The sequence below is a fragment of the Nocardia sp. NPDC058176 genome (assembly GCF_042883805.1).
Classification (GTDB): Bacteria; Actinomycetota; Actinomycetes; order Mycobacteriales; family Mycobacteriaceae; genus Nocardia.
In genome coordinates, this window is the sequence record NZ_JBHVVA010000002.1 from 824,854 (window position 1) to 841,055 (window position 16,202).

The 16,202-nt window shown below is 69.7% G+C and carries 10 protein-coding genes; 7 read left to right on the plus strand and 3 right to left on the minus strand.

Translation table 11 applies throughout. The features are described 5' to 3' along the window. Positions 1-282 precede the first annotated feature (282 nt). From ACFVVM_RS16400 to ACFVVM_RS16420, 5 genes are all read left to right on the plus strand, one after another. Positions 283-2,136: an Hsp70 family protein gene (locus ACFVVM_RS16400; RefSeq protein WP_387618312.1), complete on the plus strand. Its 1,854-nt coding sequence runs from the start codon at positions 283-285 to the stop codon at positions 2,134-2,136. Next, the gene (locus ACFVVM_RS16405) at positions 2,129-4,609 is read left to right on the plus strand and encodes a LuxR C-terminal-related transcriptional regulator (protein WP_387618315.1); all 2,481 of its coding nucleotides are present in this window, start codon (positions 2,129-2,131) and stop codon (positions 4,607-4,609) included. The genes ACFVVM_RS16400 and ACFVVM_RS16405 overlap by 8 nt, the downstream gene beginning before the upstream one ends. A 23-nt stretch (positions 4,610-4,632) precedes the next feature. Further along, positions 4,633-5,769, plus strand: a complete 1,137-nt coding sequence (locus ACFVVM_RS16410; RefSeq protein ID WP_387618316.1) for a hypothetical protein — start codon at positions 4,633-4,635, stop codon at positions 5,767-5,769. A gap of 118 nt (positions 5,770-5,887) precedes the next feature. After that, positions 5,888-7,249, plus strand: a complete 1,362-nt coding sequence (locus tag ACFVVM_RS16415) for a S1 family peptidase (RefSeq protein ID WP_387618318.1) — start codon at positions 5,888-5,890, stop codon at positions 7,247-7,249. A 143-nt stretch (positions 7,250-7,392) separates the two neighbouring features. Continuing rightward, positions 7,393-8,655: a S1 family peptidase gene (locus ACFVVM_RS16420; RefSeq protein WP_387618321.1), complete on the plus strand. Its 1,263-nt coding sequence runs from the start codon at positions 7,393-7,395 to the stop codon at positions 8,653-8,655. 254 nt (positions 8,656-8,909) lie between these two features. On the opposite strand, the gene ACFVVM_RS16425 is transcribed toward ACFVVM_RS16420, so the two are convergent. Then, positions 8,910-9,578, minus strand: a complete 669-nt coding sequence (locus ACFVVM_RS16425) for a hypothetical protein (protein WP_387618324.1) — start codon at positions 9,576-9,578, stop codon at positions 8,910-8,912. A 507-nt stretch (positions 9,579-10,085) separates the two neighbouring features. On the opposite strand from ACFVVM_RS16425, the gene ACFVVM_RS16430 reads away from it, so the two are divergent. Beyond that, positions 10,086-13,451 (plus strand): (Fe-S)-binding protein, encoded by a 3,366-nt coding sequence (locus ACFVVM_RS16430; protein WP_387618326.1) that lies wholly within the window; start codon positions 10,086-10,088, stop codon positions 13,449-13,451. Positions 13,452-13,541: 90 nt separating this feature from the next. On the opposite strand, the gene ACFVVM_RS16435 is transcribed toward ACFVVM_RS16430, so the two are convergent. Both ACFVVM_RS16435 and ACFVVM_RS16440 read right to left on the minus strand, forming a co-directional pair. Continuing rightward, positions 13,542-13,745: a PASTA domain-containing protein gene (locus tag ACFVVM_RS16435; protein WP_387618328.1), complete on the minus strand. Its 204-nt coding sequence runs from the start codon at positions 13,743-13,745 to the stop codon at positions 13,542-13,544. A gap of 396 nt (positions 13,746-14,141) precedes the next feature. Then, positions 14,142-14,672, minus strand: coding sequence for a YdcF family protein (locus tag ACFVVM_RS16440; RefSeq protein WP_387618330.1), 531 nt, complete (start codon positions 14,670-14,672; stop codon positions 14,142-14,144). A gap of 129 nt (positions 14,673-14,801) precedes the next feature. On the opposite strand from ACFVVM_RS16440, the gene ACFVVM_RS16445 reads away from it, so the two are divergent. Then, a complete protein-coding gene (locus ACFVVM_RS16445) occupies positions 14,802-16,124 on the plus strand; it encodes a UDP-glucose dehydrogenase family protein (protein WP_387618333.1) in 1,323 nt (440 codons plus the stop codon). Positions 16,125-16,202: the final 78 nt, after the last annotated feature.

Here is a 16,202-nt window from a genome sequence, read left to right on the forward strand (position 1 = left end):
CTCCTCCAGATCGTCGGCAGGCTGCCCGATCTGTTGTCGTTGGAATGTTTTTCACGCTAAGCCGACTCGGCGTTACGGGAAACGGGGCGAATACCTAGTTCACTGTGGGCGCGCGCATTAGGGGCAGCTCGCCGATTAGGGGAATTCCCCCATACCTGCCCCGGCGCAAGTAACAGTTGCCCCCTGGCTACCGACAGATCGGATGGGACACCGAGCACGTCGGCACACCCGCTGTTCTCCACGTTGACCGTCCACCGGAAGTCCTGCGAACGGGGTTGTCCAATGACAGAGCGTCTGGCGCTCGGCATCACTGTCGGAGCGGCGAATTCGGTCGCCGCGGCCATGACCGCCGACGGCGCCGGAGCCACCGTCGTCACCCATCGCAGCGCCCTGCGGATCCACCCCGACGGCCGGACCGAATTCGCCGACGCCGCCGACAGCGCGTCCGGTGTGATCGTCGACGACTACCTGTCCAGGGTCGGTGACCCAGTGGACCTGCTGGCAGACGACGGTTCCACCCACGACGCGGCCGACCTGATCGCTGCCGCGACCCACGCGCTGGTCACCGCGCTGTCCGAACCCACGGCCGCGGCACCGACCGTCGTCGCGTGCCACCCGGCCTGGTGGCCGGACCGCACGGTCGAGGTGGCGCGCGCGGCGCTGGCACGGGCCGGCCTGACCGAGGTGACAGTGGTGCCCGAACCGCTGGCCGCGGTGCGCCGGTACGAAATGGAGAACAGACTGTTCGACGACGGCGCGCTGGTCGTCTACGACTTGGGCGCGAGCGGCTTGACGGTCTCGGTGCTACGGACCGGCGAACAGGCCGGGCTGCTCGGCACCCCGGTGCACACCACCGCGATCGCCGGTACCGAATTCGATCTTCTGACGATGCGTTATGTCCTGGCTAACGCACTGGGCGAAAACGAAATCGACCCGTTCGATCCCGTTGTCGAAGCCGAATTGTCGGCATTGCGCGCGCGCTGCGGAAATGCGAAAGAAGAACTGTCCAGAATCACCGCGACGGTCGTTCCGGTCGGCCCGCTCGATGCCGACGCCCACACCAGCCAGATCCGGCTGACCCGCGGCGAACTCGAGGACCTGCTGCGCCCGGCCCTGCTCGATTCGATGGATCTGCTCCGCGACGCCGTCCGCCAAGCCGGTCTCACCATGGGCGATGTCGGCCGGGTACTGCTCGCCGGCGGCGGTGCGGCGATTCCACTGGTCGCCGAGCTGATCTCGAGCGAGTTCGGGCTGCCGATCGTCGTGTGCGCCGACCCCGGATCCGGCACGGCGCACGGCGCCGCCGAGATCGGCCTGGACGTGGCCGCGATCTCGGTGCCCACCGAGGCGATCGCCGCCGTGCGGCCGGTCGGCGCGATTCAGGTCGCCGCGACGCACGGCGACACGGCACGCGCGATCGCGGCGCCCGGTGTCGCGGTCCCCGAGTTGCCCGCACCTGAACCCGCGCCTTCCCGGATGTCCACCGCCAAGCGCACGGCACTCGTCGCGGTCGGCGCGCTGACCATGGCCGCCCTGGCCACCGGCACCCTCGCGCTCGGGGGTGCCCCGCCCTCCGCCCCGACCGGCCCCGCCGCGGGGACCAGCGGTGCGGCGGTGCCCGCCGCGGTCTCGACCGGCGCCGACGGTGTTCCCGCGACGCCGAACGCCACGGATTCGACCGTCGCCGATCCCGCCCGGCCCGAGGGGACCACCACACCCGGGTCGACCGGCGCGAACCCGGTGAGCGTCACCGAGGCGGGGGCACCGAACAGCGCCCCCGGAGAACCGGGCAACTCCACCGCCGGGAGTCCCGCGCAGACCAACGCCGAGGCCGGTGGTGCCCCGGCACCGGCCGCCGGAGCACCCGCCACCCAGCAGCCGACGCAACCCGGCCAGGCGGGGCAACCAGGCCAGGCTGGGCAGTCGCCGAACCCCGCACCTGCGCCCGCACCGGCCCCAGGACCTGGACCGGCACCGGCACCGGCACCGGCACCGGCACAGCCGACCCGACCGCAGGTCCCCACCATCCAGGTGAACCCCGGCGGCCTACTCGACGATGTCGGCGGCGCGGTCGGCGACACCCTCGAATCAGGCAGGCAACTGCCAGGACGGGTCCTGGGAGGAAACGGTGGCTGAGCTGGCTCTCGACACCTTCCCCAACGGCAGAACCCTCTTCCGCGCACTCGACACCATCGATCAGCAGCCGGTGCGGTTGCTGATCCGCGGCCGGTCGGGCACCGGAAAGTCGTTCCTGCTCAACGCCGTTCGCAAACACCTGCGCGCACGCGGCATTCCGGTCACCGATTCGCTGCGCGAGGGCGGTGTGCTCATCGCCGACAATGTCCACCGCTACAACGACACCGACCTCGAAACCCTGTGCGCGGCCATCGAATCCGGACACCGCTCGGTGGTGCTGACCGCGCAGCCGCGCCCACACGACGCCCGGCTGCGGGTGCTGTCCGAGACGATCTCCCGGCACGGTCGCACGGTGGATCTGCGCGCTCTCGGCAGCGCCGACACCGCGTTGTTCGCCAGGGAGCTCGGCATGACCGTCTCCCGGCCGCTGGCCCTGCACATCCACGAACTCACGGCGGGCATCCCCGGCGGCGTGGTCGCCGCGCTGAACGCCACGCGCAGGGCCCAACTCGAGCACTGCGTCGCGGCCGTCGACGACGCCGTCGTCGCGTGGACCCGCACGCTGCTCGACACGATGGAACCCGCGCTGCTCGACACGCTCGTCATCGCCGCCACCGGAACCGGTTTGGACGCCTCCGAACTCACCGAGATACTCGGCGTCGACCTCGGCACCGCGCACGACCTGATCGACCGCGCGCGAGCCGGCGCGCTGGTCACCGATGCCGATCTGCTCCTCGCACCCGCCGTCGGTCCGCTGCGCATCCTGCTCGGCGATCGCCGCTACGTCGAGGTGCAGCGCCGCCTGCTGACCGCGCGCCTGGACGAGGGGCTGCTGCGCGACAGCACCGCCCTGTTCCTGGCCGAGTCGGGGGTGCACGACGCACGCCTGGCCGAATTCCTCTGCCGCACCGCCGAGAAGTCGGGGCAGGCGGCCCGCTACTACGCGGCCGCGGCCGCCGCGGGCGCTGCGGTCGAGCCGATCGCGGTGCGCTGGGCCGAGGCCGCGGCCCTGGCGGGCGACACCGACACCGCGCTGCGACTGGTCGAGCCGCTGCTCACCGCCGAGCGCGTCGCGCCGACCGAACTCGTCGCCGCCGTGCGGATCTCCGCGTCTGTTCTCACCCGGCGCGGCCTGGTGGGCCGGGCGGCCGAACTGTACCGCTGGCTCGGACCCGAACGAATCAACGCCGACTGGGCGCCCGCCGCGATGGTGCTCACCATGGCCGGTGAGATCGCGGAGGCGACTCGCATGTCCGAGACGGCCAAGCACTGGCCACCGACCGAGGCAGACGCGTGCGCGCGACTCGTCGTCAGCGCGTTCGACGATTCGCTCGACCCGCACGGCGCCGGGACGGCCGCGGCCATCTCCGCCCTCGTCCAGGCGAGCAACACCGACGACGACCGCTACCTGCCCTGCTCGGCCCGCTCGATCGCCACCCTGCTCTGCCTCGGCGTCGGCGAACCGGGCCGCGCCGGTGACGCACTGCGCCGCGCCGCGAGCAAGGGCGCGAGCCCCCAGCTGGCCGTCCTCACCGCCTGGACCGCGCTGCTCGGCGGTGACGAACGGCGCGCCGCGAGCACCCTCGCCGAGATCGACATCCCGGCGCTGGAACCACGCGATCAGCTGCTCGCCCACGCCCTCGCGGTCGGCCTGGCCCGGCGCGGCGGCGATCACGCGGCGCTGACCCGCGCCTGGCAGTCCGCGTGCCCGCTGTTCGACGAGCTCGACGCCGACCTGCTGAGCCTGCTGCCGATCGGCGAACTGTGGCTGGCGGGCATCCGGTTGCGCGATGCGCGCCGGATCGAACCGCTCGTCGCCACGGCCCGCGCGCTGCTGCGCAAGGTGGGTCGCGCGCCCGCCTGGACCAATTCGTTCCACTGGTACGGGGTGCAGGCCGCGCTGGCCGGCGAGTCTCCCAGCGATCTGCTGCCGCACGCCCACGCGCTCAAGACCGCCGCGGCCGACGGCGACCGGCAGGCCGCCGTGCTCGCCGACGCGGGCCGCACCTGGGTGCTCGTGCTGCGCGGTCAGGTCGTCGCGGCCCAGGTCGAGGCCGCGGTGTCGGCGCTGGCCGAGCTCGGCCTCACCTGGGACGCCGCTCGACTCGCCAGTGAGGCCGCCCTTGCCGCCGGCGACTCGACCACCGCGACCACCCTGCTCAAACTGGCCCGCGCGGTGCGCGTCAACGCCCGCCCGGTGGCGCAGTCGCCGCCGGTGGCGCGGTCGCTCCCGCCGGCGTCGGGCGGCCCGGCCCCGCAGTTCGAGGCCACCGTGCTCAGCGACCGCGAACGCGAGGTCGCCGAGCTGGTTCTGCTCGGGCTGACCTATCGGGAGATCGGCGCACGGCTGTACATTTCCGCGAAAACCGTGGAGCATCACGTCGCGCGAATCCGACGTCGGACGGGCGCCCGGTCACGATCGGAACTATTGTCAATGCTCCGCGCGATGGGACACGGTTCACTGCTGGTGTGACGGTCCCGGGGGAGGTAAACGGGATGGCCACCGGAGTCGGCCTGCGCATCGCCGATGACGAGTGCATCGCCGCGGTGGTCATCGAGGACGGCTCGGTGACCTTCGTCGCACGCGAATCCGTCCTGCACATGTCCGACGACGGCGATGCCGCGCTCGGCGGTCCGGCCCCGAGCGCGCACGCCCACTCCGTCGCCGGGTTCATCCGCGCGATCGGCGACCCGGCCGGGGTCGATGTCGACGGCGGCGAGGCCTACCGCGCCGAGGACCTGCTGGCGACCGCGATGTTCTGCCTCATCGACCTCACCACCGAACACCTCAGCGGCCCCGCCGAGTTCTACGCGACGCATCCGGCCCACTGGCCGCCGGAGATCGTGCGCGGTGTGCGCGAGGCGCTGGACTATCTGGGCCTGAAGTCGGTGGCGCTGCTCGGCGAGGACGAACTGCCCCAACCCGTCGACGGCGCCGACCCCGGCCGCACCTACGCCACCGCCGCCGCCCGGGCCGCGCTCGTCGCGGTGCTGGCCACCCCGGCCGGCGCGACCCCGCCCGACCCGATCGTCACCGAGAACTCGCTGGTGGTCACCGATGTCATGCCCGCGCTCGCCACCCCGATGGTGACCGCGCAGGCGTACTCGGCGGCCCTGCCGGTGACGAACCTGCCGACGAAGGCGATGGACGTGCCGGTCGCCGCCGCGGCAGTCCCCGTCGAAACACCACCGCCCGCCCGCAGCCGGACGCCGCTGCTGATCGCGGCCGCCGCGCTCGTCGGCCTGCTGCTCGGCGCCGTCGCCGTCTCGGTGGTGCTGCGCGGCAGCGAGCCGGTCGCCCCGCCGCCGATCTCGGACGCGCGAACCGAACAGCTCACCGAGCCCGCGCCGACACCGGTGCCGCCACCGCCCGCGCCGGTCGTCGAATCGACCACGCCCGCACCGGTCGTCGTCCCGACCACCGACGAGCCGCCCGCACCGGCACCACCGCCGCCGCCCGTCGAGGAAACGACGCCGGAACCGGAACCGGAAGCCGAACCGGAGGGCGAACCGACCACCACCGAGGAGCAGCCGGACGCCGGGAGCAGCAGCACCACGCGCTCGCCGTGGCCGTTCCGCACCTACCCGCCGGACTATCTCCCACCGCCCCTGACGATTCCGGGCACTCGCTGATCTCGTCCGGGTGCACCGTAACCGCGCCCACCGGACGACCGTGCCCTAGAGTGATGCGCTGACCGACATGATCGCCTCCGGCGGTGGTTTCGGTCACTCGTGCCGACGAAGGGATTTCATGCGCAAGTTGGTGGCGCGTCGCGCCGCGGTCAAGGCAGCCTCCGCCGGGTTCGCCGCGACTGTTCTACTCGCACCCCTGCTCGGCTCCGGTATCGCCTCGGCGGAACCCGCTGCGCCCGTTCAGCTTCCCGCGGACGCGCTACCAGCCGAAATGGTGACGGCCCTGTCGCGCGATCTGGGGATGACCCCGACCGAATACCTCGACCGGGCCGCCCGCGCGCAGCAGCTGCGCGACTACGCGAGCGACTTCCGCGCCGAGAACCCCGACACCTTCGCCGGTGCCTGGCTGACGCCGGAGGGCAAGGCCGTCGTCGCCGTCACCAATGCCGACGCGGGCCGGATCGCCGCGGCCGACGGCTACCAGACCCACCTCGCCCCCATCTCGGCCAACGGCCTCGAGGGCGCGCTGATCCAGCTGAGCCAGTGGATCGCCGCGCTGCCGCGCGAGATCTCCGAGCCGATCAGCTCGATCGCGATCGACGCGCTCAACAGCCAGCTGGTGCTCAACATCGCCAACACCGGCACCGGCCACCTGCTGAACCTGCCGACCCTGATCGCCACCATCAAGGTGGTGCTCTCCCCCGGCGGCGGCGGTGCGGTGGAGTACCGGCCGATGGGCGGCGACACCTACATCACCGCGAAGACCGACCTGCACGACACCACGCTGCGCGGGGTCGACGTGTGCTCGTTCGGCTTCAACAGCACCGACGCCGCGGGCAACGCGCTCAACATCTCCGCGGGCCACTGCAACCCGAACGTCGACGACGGCGGCGCGGCGCCGGTCTACTCGCCGAACGTGCGCGACATCCCCAACAGCCCCCAGGTCGGTGCGTTCGCCAAGTCCGTGCTCGGCGGGCCCGCCTCGCTGGACTACTCGGTGATCCAGCTCAACGAGCGCGCCGTGAACGCGGGCATGGACCAGCCCCGGGTGCGCGGCGCCAACGGCACCACGCTCACCATCACCGGCACGGCCGAACCGGTCACCGGCGCCCCGGTCTGCAAGACCGGCCAGTCCTCCACGTTCACCTGCGGTTTCGTCTCGGCGGACCGGGTGGAGACCCAGCTGTTCACCGCGGAGGGCATCAGCAAGACCATCCGTGGCTTCGCCAGCAGTGCCTGCACGCTCGGCGGTGACAGTGGCGGCGCGATCGTCTCGGGCACCCTCGCGCTCGGCATCACCAGCGGCTCCAACGCCGCCGAGGCGCCCAACTGCGCCGAGGCCAACACCGCGCTCGCGCCCTACGGCGGCACCGCCACGCTCGGCATCCCGATCCGGCCGATCCTGGCCGATATCGAGGCGAGCTCGGGCGGCGGGCTCGGCAGCGGAATCTCGGTGCGCACCAAGTCGAACGCGGGCTGAAGACCGCCCCCAACGGGGTGAGCGAAATCTCGTGCCAGGTACGAGTAGGCATAACCCGTCCGAACCCATATAGTTCGATCATGCTCCTGCCACGTCTGGGTCGCACCCCGTCCGCGCGAAGCTCGAGAAGAGCTCGGAAGTCCGTGATCGCCGCTTCGGCGGCGATTCTGCTGTTCGGCCCCACCATGGCAGTCGCCGAGGCGCAGCCCGCGCCCGCCGTCGACCTGCCGGCGCAGCTGATCGAAGCGGTCACCCGTGATCTGAAGATCTCGCCCGAGGAGTACCTGCGCCGCGCCGATCTGGCGCAGCAGGTCGCCGCGTTCTCGACCACCGCGCAGCGCCAGTTCCCGCAGGTGTTCGCCGGTTCCTGGCTCAGCGACTCGGGCAACGCCGTCGTCGCGCTCGCGAACGGTCCCGGCGCCGACCAGGCCCGCGAGGCCGCCGAGTCGGCCGGGTTCGAGGTGCGCAACGTCGCCAAGAGCGAGTCGACCCTGCGTGGCGAGAAGTCCGCGTTCGAGAACTGGCTCGCGGCCGCGCCGCCGGAGGTCGCCGCGCTGGTGCGTGGCGTCGTCGTCGACACCGTGAACAACGCGATCGCGGTGCGCGTGGAGCAGGCCGGCCTGCCGCTGCCGAGCTTCATCGACCCGTCCCGCGTCGTCGTCACCGCACCGCCGGTGGCAGGCGAGCGGATCGACCTGTCCGCCACCCCCGTCGCCGGTGACGGCAACGGCGCGCTGGCCGGCGGCGACGGCTACGCCTCCGTGCTCGGCCGCAGCTCGCTGCGCTGCTCGCTGGGCTTCAACGGCACCGACCGCGCGGGCAACGTCATCAACATCTCGGCGGGCCACTGCAACCCCGACATCGGCACCGCCGGTACCGGTGACGCCGCCGCCATCTACGAGGTGAACGGCGACCGCGCGGGCGCCCAGCTCGGCACCTTCCAGAAGTCGGTGCTCGGCCAGCAGGACTACTCGATCATCCGGGTCAACGACAACGCCCGCGCCCGCTTCGAGAACAACCTCGTCCGCGTGCCCGGCGCCGCCCCCATCCCCGTCGACGGCGTGGCCACCCCCGTGGTCGGTGCCCCCGTCTGCAAGTCCGGTGCCCGCACCGGCTTCAGCTGCGGCGTGGTCAACGGTGTCGACCAGACCGTGCAGGTCGGCGATCGTCAGCTCACCCAGAGCTTCTCGGCCAACATCTGCGCCCTCCCCGGTGACTCCGGCGGCGCGATCGTGACCGGCCGCCTCGCCCTCGGTATCTCCAGCGCCTCCTCGGTCGCCGACTTCCCGATCTGCGAGATCCCGAACATCATCGGTGCCATCACCGGCGACACCCCCCAGCTCTTCGCCCAGCCCCTGAGCGTCGTCCTCTCGGACAACCCCGGCCTCTCGGTCCGCACCAACTGACCGAAAGCCCCAGGCACAGAGCAGCCACAGTTGGCCCGGTAGCGCATTGCGCTACCGGGCCAACTGCTTTCTGTCACCCGCCGTTGCTTTCCGTCACCCTCTAGCGGTCTCCCAGCCCCGCACCCAGTACCCCCTGAACGCCTCGCTGAGCCCTTGATCAGTCAGGTTGCATACCCCAACCACCCCGCAACGCACGAAGGCCCCGCTCCGATTGGAGCGGGGCCTTCGTGGAAACTGTTCGGGCTGAGCCCGTCTCAGCCGGCCGGAGCGGGCTGCGGCTTGTCGGCCCACACCGACGTGCCCGGCTCGGCCTGCAGCACCTGCAGCAGCTCGAAACCGGCGACGGCCATGGTCGGCCCGCCGATCGCGATCATGCCGAGGATGCCGCCGATCGAGGCGCCGAGCGGGAGGCCGACGATGCAGCCGGCCAGGATGGCGAGCAGGCCGAGGCCACAGCCGACGATCGCACCGATCGCGGTGCCGACGAAGGTGCCGATCGCGGTGCCGATGCTGAACTTGCCCGCGAAGTCGTTGATCGCCTTCTGGTTCTCCTGCGGCGAGGCGATCGCCTCACCCTTGAGCACCGGCTGCGGGACGACGGTCTCCTGGCCGATCTCGACACCCTCGGGCTTCTCCGGGGTGAGCGAGAGGACCTTGCTGTCCTTGTCGAGCTCGCTCGCGATCGGGATGGCGGCGCCATTGATCGTGTAGTCGATCGGCAGCGAGATCACGACAGCCCCCCGACTGTCCTTGATCTCGGCGACCTTGGTCTTGGGTGCGTCCTCGGTCTCGCCCGGCTCCTCGACGATCGAGAACGTGCCGTTCTGCAGAGTGGCGACGACGGTCTTGTCGACCAGCTTCACCGAGTACTTGATGTCCTGCGGCGCGGGCTCGGCGTACGAGGTGCCCGCGGTGACAGTCATCGCCCCGATAACCAGTGCGGCTGCCGCAGTGGTCCTACGGAAATTCATTGAGGTTCCCATCCATCAGGTGTGGTACGGCGCTCGGTCCGCGACACGCGAGATCTCGTCAAGTGGGCACACCTTTATGAGATGTCCCCTACTTCTCCCCGAGCAGTGTGAAGACCGGCACAGCAGACAGAACAGCTGGAGCCTAATGGACCGAAACCCCTGAGGCCAGAAGCAATCTCGGCGGAGCTAGTAAGCCTGGCCTTAGCTCCGTCGCAGATCACGCACGGTTTACGGTGTTAAGCAGCAGACTTGGGAACCTTACGGCAAACATTTGTGTGATATTGCTCACAGGCAAATTCCAGGTCAAGCCGCAGTAAACAAGGTCAGAGCGCAAATGCCGATCCTACGGTGGACACCGGTAGTTACTGGCCGGTAACTTAGCGCCGGTTACGATACGAGCCAACCGGGTGGGCATGCCTGCCCCAGACCCTCGTGTTGCCTCTAAAGAAAGGTCGCGACATGAATGCCCTGACAATCACGTTGGGCACGATTGGAGCTGTGCTCAGCCTGTTCTGTTGGGCGTCGTTCCTCGGCGGCGCATGGAACATCGGCAAGGCCGTGACGATCGGCCAGTCAGCTCCGGATCGTTGGCGACCGTTCTTCCCGCGGTTCAAGACGATGGTCATCGAGTTCCTCGCCCACACGCGGATGAACAAGTTCCGCACCGTCGGCTGGGCGCACTGGCTGGTCATGATCGGCTTCATGGGCGGCGCCATGCTCTGGTTCGAGGCGTACGGCCAGACCTTCGATCCGAAGTTCCACTGGCCGATCATCGGTGACACCGCGATCTACCACCTCTGGGACGAGATCCTCGGCATCGGCACCGTGGTCGGCATCGGCGCGCTGATCATCATCCGGCAGCTGAACCACCCCCGGATCCCTGAGCGGCTGTCGCGTTTCAGCGGCTCCAAGTTCGCCCCCGCCTACGTGATCGAGACGATCGTCCTGCTCGAGGGCCTCGGCATGATCTTCGTCAAGGCGGGCAAGCTCGCGACCTACGGCAACGCGCACGCCTCCACCGACTTCTTCACCATGCAGATCGCCAAGCTGCTGCCCGCGAGCCCGACCATGGTGTCGATCTTCGCGTTCGTCAAGCTGATGTCGGGCATGGCGTTCCTGTACCTGGTCGGCCGCAACATCACCTGGGGTGTGGCCTGGCACCGGTTCTCGGCGTTCCCGAACATCTACTTCAAGCGTGAGGCCGACGGCGGCGTCGCCCTCGGCGCGGTCAAGCCGATGATCTCCAACGGCAAGGTCCTCGACATGGAGAATGTCGATCCCGATGTCGACAGTCTCGGCGTCGGCCGCATGGAGGACTTCTCCTGGAAGGGCTGGCTGGACTTCACCACCTGCACCGAGTGCGGTCGCTGCCAGTCGCAGTGCCCCGCCTGGAACACCGGCAAGCCGCTCTCGCCCAAGCTGCTGATCATGTCGCTGCGCGACCACGGTTACGCCGCGGCCCCCTACCTGCTGGCCGGTGGCCGCAAGGATCCCGGTGGCGACGAGATCGGTCTGGTCGACGCCGACGGCAAGCCCGACGAGGCCGCGCTGGCCAAGATCCCCGAGGCCGCGCGCGCCGAGGCGGAGCGTCCCCTGATCGGTGCCGAGGACATTCACGGCATCATCGATCCCGAGGTTTTGTGGTCGTGCACGACCTGTGGTGCGTGTGTCGAGCAGTGCCCGGTCGATATCGAACACGTCGACCACATCATCGACATGCGCCGCTACCAGGTGCTCATCGAGTCGGAGTTCCCCTCCGAGCTGGCCGGGTTGTTCAAGAACCTCGAGAACAAGGGCAACCCGTGGGGCCAGAACTCCAAAGACCGGTTGAACTGGATCAAGGAAGTCGATTTCGACATCCCGGTCTTCGGCCAGGACGCTGATTCCTTCGACGGTTACGAGTACCTGTTCTGGGTCGGGTGCGCGGGCGCGTATGAAGACCGCGCGAAGAAGACCACCAAGGCCGTGGCGGAGTTGTTGGCGACCGCGGGCACCAAGTTCATGGTGTTGGGTGCCGAGGAGACCTGCACCGGTGACTCCGCGCGGCGTGCGGGTAACGAGTTCTTGTTCCAGCAGTTGGCGATGCAGAACATCGAGGTCATCAACTCGGTCTTCGAGGGTGTCGAGCAGTCGAAGAAGAAGATCGTGGTCACCTGTGCGCATTGCTTCAACGCGCTCAACAACGAATACCCCCAGGTCGGTGGCACCTATGAGGTCGTGCACCACACCCAGCTGCTCAACCGCCTGGTCCGGCAGAAGAAGCTGGTCCCGGTCGCGTCGGTGTCGCAGAACATCACCTACCACGACCCCTGCTATCTGGGTCGGCACAACAAGATCTACAACGCCCCGCGTGAGTTGATGGAAGCGTCGGGGTCGACTCTGGTCGAGATGCCTCGTCACGGGGAACGGTCGATGTGTTGTGGTGCCGGTGGTGCCCGGATGTGGATGGAAGAACAACTCGGCAAACGCATCAACGTCGATCGTGTCGATGAAGCGTTGTCGACGAACCCGACCAAGATCGCGACCGGGTGCCCGTTCTGCCGGGTGATGCTCACCGATGGTGTGACCGCCCGTCAGGAACAGGGCCAGGGTGAAGGTGTCGAGGTCGTCGACGTCGCCCAGTTGATGTTGGACTCGATCACCCGGGTCGAGGCGGCGGAATTGTCGGCGAATCTGTTGGTGATCCAGGAACCCAAGGCCGAACCCGAACCCGAACCGGAACCAGAACCGGTGGTGGTGGCCGAGACGGCGACCGAGACCGCGCCGAAGGCCGCCCCGGCTGGTGGTGGCCTCGGGATGAAGGGTGCCGCGAAGGCACCCGGTGGCGGTCTCGGGATGAAGGGCCCGGCCAAGGCACCCGGTGGCGGTCTCGGGATGAAGGGCCCGGCCAAGGCACCCGGTGGCGGTGGCCTCGGCATGAAGGGCGCCGCCAAGGCACCCGGCGCGAAGGCTCCTGCGGCGGACGCGGCTCCGGCTGCTGAGGCTGCTCCGGCCAAGGGCCTGGGCATGAAGGGTGCCGCCAAGGCCCCCGGTGGCCTCGGCATGAAGGGCGGGGCGAAAGCCCCCGGCGCGAAGGCCCCCGCGGCCGACGCCGCCCCGGCTGCCGAGTCCGCGGCTCCCGCGGCCCCGGTCAAGGGTCTGGGAATGAAGGGCGGAGCGAAGGCCCCTGGTGGTCTGGGTATGAAGTCCGGTGCGAAGGCTCCGGGCGCCAAGGCACCCGCGGCAGCGACTCCGGCAGCGGAAGCGGCTCCGGCCGCCGAAGCACCCGCCACCGAGTCGGCCCCGACGGAGACCAAGCCCACCGTCGCGGCGAAGGGCTTGGCGATGAAGTCGGGCTTCAAGCGCCCCGGCCCGAAGGCTCCCGGCGCCCCGAAGCCCGCCACGGAAGCTCCGGCAGCAGAAGCGGCCGCAGCGGAAACGACCCCGGCCCCCGTGGAAGCGGCCCCGGCCGCCGAAGCCCCCGCCGCGGAACCGGCCTCGGCCCCCACCGAGTCCAAGCCCACGGTCGCCGCCAAGGGCCTGGCGATGAAGTCAGGCTTCAAACGCCCCGGCCCCAAGGCCCCCGGCACCCCGAAGCCCGCCGCGACGGCAACCCCGGCTCCCACCGAGCCGGAAACCCCCGCCGAACCGGCAGCTCCCGCGGAACCGGAAGCCCCCGCTGCCCAGACCGCGCAGCCCGAGCCCACCAACGGCAACGGCAACGGCAACGGCAACGGCAACGGCAACGGCAACGGCAACGGAACCCCACCGGTAGCCCCGCCGACCGCCAAACCAGGCGGCCTCGGCTTCAAGTCCGGAGCCAAGTCCCCGGGCCGCAAGAGCTGACAACTGAAACCTGAAAGCGCCCCGGATTCCTTCGAATCCGGGGCGCTTTCGTTGTCTCGGTGTCTCGACCGACTCAGCGATCGCGACCTGTCAGCACTGACTGGGCTCGTCGTTCTTCACGACCGACAACACCGCTTCCCCTTCTCCGAACGGAGTTCCCGGCGCCGGGGTCTGGGCGACGACGGTCCAGTTGCGGTCCATGACCTGGGCGCGACCACGACCACTCGCGTCTTCTGACCGGGAGTAGAACACCCCGGCCGCCTGGATCGTGTTCTGCGCGTCCTGCAGATTCATACAGACCACCGCAGGCATGACAGCGGCCGGAGCCGGTGCCGCTGCCGGGCTCGACGAGGTCACCGGCGCGAGTGGCGCGATCGCCGGTGGGCTCGTTTCGACCGGTGCCGGTAGGTCCGCAACAGTTGAGGTGGCGGCCGAGGAGGTGGCACGCGCACTCGACTCGTTCTCTACCGCACACCCCGTCACACCGACGAGCAGCACGGCGGCTACTCCGCCGATTCGCATCACGGCCGTCCATTGATTCATCGTTGATTCCCCTGCTCACAGATGTCAGGGCGACCTGCTGACCGCCCGCTCGCGCTCCCCCCGACAGGAGTGCTGCGCGAGCGTACATCCGAGACAGCGCCCGTTCGGTCGGTACCGGCAAGTAGCCGGCAATCGAACCGGGCTCACTCAGCAGTCCGCGAACCAGGCCTTCGCATACCCCGCCGACTGATAGGCGTAGTCCCACGCCCAGCGGGCCGGGGACAGGTGGGGTTTCGGGTCGACGAAGAGGAGTTCGCCGGGCCAGCATTTGCCGAGGATGTAGCGGGATCGGGAGATGTGGGGGGTGAAGGTGACGACGATGACGCGGTCCCAGTCGGTGCCGAGGCGGGCGAGTTCGCGGCCTTCGCCGAGGGTGGTGCGGGGGCTGGGGTCGAAGCAGATGACCTCGAAGCTGTAGCCGCCGTGGCAGATCCGGTTGATCATCGGGCTGCGCTCGTAGGGGTTGGAGACGAGCACGCGCGGTGCGTAACCCTCGGCGGCCAGGCGCAGCCCGAGTTCTTCACGGCCGTCGTGCGCGCCGCCGAGGATGAGGATGGCGTCGGCGGGCTGGGGCGGGTCGGTCCGCGGGCGCACGTACACCGGCCACAACGCCACGGTGACGACGAGTGCCGCGAGCACCAGCCCGCTCACTGCGATCAGAATCCGGCGCCCGCGCACGCACCGATGCTAGCCCGCACCGCCGCGACCAGCGCCGATCCACCCACTTCTCCCCCTGTACACCAGATGTTGCGCCCGCTCTTGCCTCGCTGACGCGGCGTAGCCACACCCAGCGCTTACCAACAAACCATGCGATGCACAGTCTTCGGAACGGGGTACCTGGGGGCCACGCATGCCGCGTGTATGGCCGAGCTGGGGCACGATGTGGTCGGGGTCGACGTCGATCCCGGCAAGGTGGCCAAACTGGCCGACGGGGTGGTGCCGTTCTACGAGCCCGGCCTCGAGCAGGTGCTGCAACGCAACCTCGCCGCGGGCAGGCTGCGATTCACCACCGACTACGCGGACGCGGCCGCGCACGCCGACGTCCACTTCCTCGGTGTCGGCACACCGCAGAAGAAGGGCGAGTACGGCGCCGACCTGAAATACGTGCACGCCGTGGTGGATACGCTCGCGCCGATGCTGGAGCGTCCGGCGATGATCGTCGGCAAGTCGACGGTGCCGGTGGGAACCGCCGCGGCACTGGGTGTTCGAGCCCGCGAGCGGGCGCAGGTCGACGTCGAGGTCGCCTGGAATCCGGAGTTCCTGCGTGAGGGTTTCGCGGTGCAGGACACCCTGCGCCCGGACCGCCTCGTCCTCGGCCTCGATCGCACTCGCGAGCGCGCGGACTGGGTCGAGCAGCACATCCGCGAGATCTACGCCGACCTGATCGCCGCCGAGATCCCCTTCCTGCTCACCGACCTGGCCACCGCCGAACTGGTGAAGGTCTCGGCGAATGCCTTTCTGGCGACCAAGATCTCGTTCATCAACGCGGTCTCGGAGGTCTGCGAGGCCACCGGCGCCGACGTCACCATGCTGGCCGACGCGCTGGGCTACGACGCCCGCATCGGCCGCCGCTTCCTCAATGCCGGACTGGGTTTCGGCGGCGGCTGCCTGCCCAAGGACATCCGCGCGTTCATGGCCCGTTCCGGGGAACTCGGCGCCGATCACGCGGTGGCCTTCCTGCGCGAGGTCGACAACATCAACATGCGCCGCCGCACCAAGGTGGTCGACATGGCCGCCCGCGCCTGCGGCGGCTCACTGCTCGGCGCCAACGTGGCGGTGCTCGGCGCGGCGTTCAAGCCCGAATCCGACGACGTGCGCGATTCGCCCGCGCTGAACGTGGCCGGGATGATCCAGCTGCACGGCGCGGTGGTGACCGTCTACGACCCGAAGGCGGTGGAGAATTCGCGCCGGGTCTTCCCCACGCTCAACTACGCCACCTCGGTGGCCGAGGCCTGCGATCGCGCCGATGTGGTCCTGGTGCTGACCGAGTGGGACGAGTTCACCGCGTTGACCCCGGCCGATCTGGACCCGGTGGTCCGTGGCCGCTCGATCATCGACGGTCGCAACTGCTTGGACCGCGCCACCTGGCGTGACGCGCAGTGGGTGTACGCCGGACTCGGCACCCCGTAGAGTGGCGATCCAAGCGGGGGCTGCCGGATTTCGGTCCGAATGCGCAGGCTCCGCATGTCGTGCAGTAGGGAACGAGAT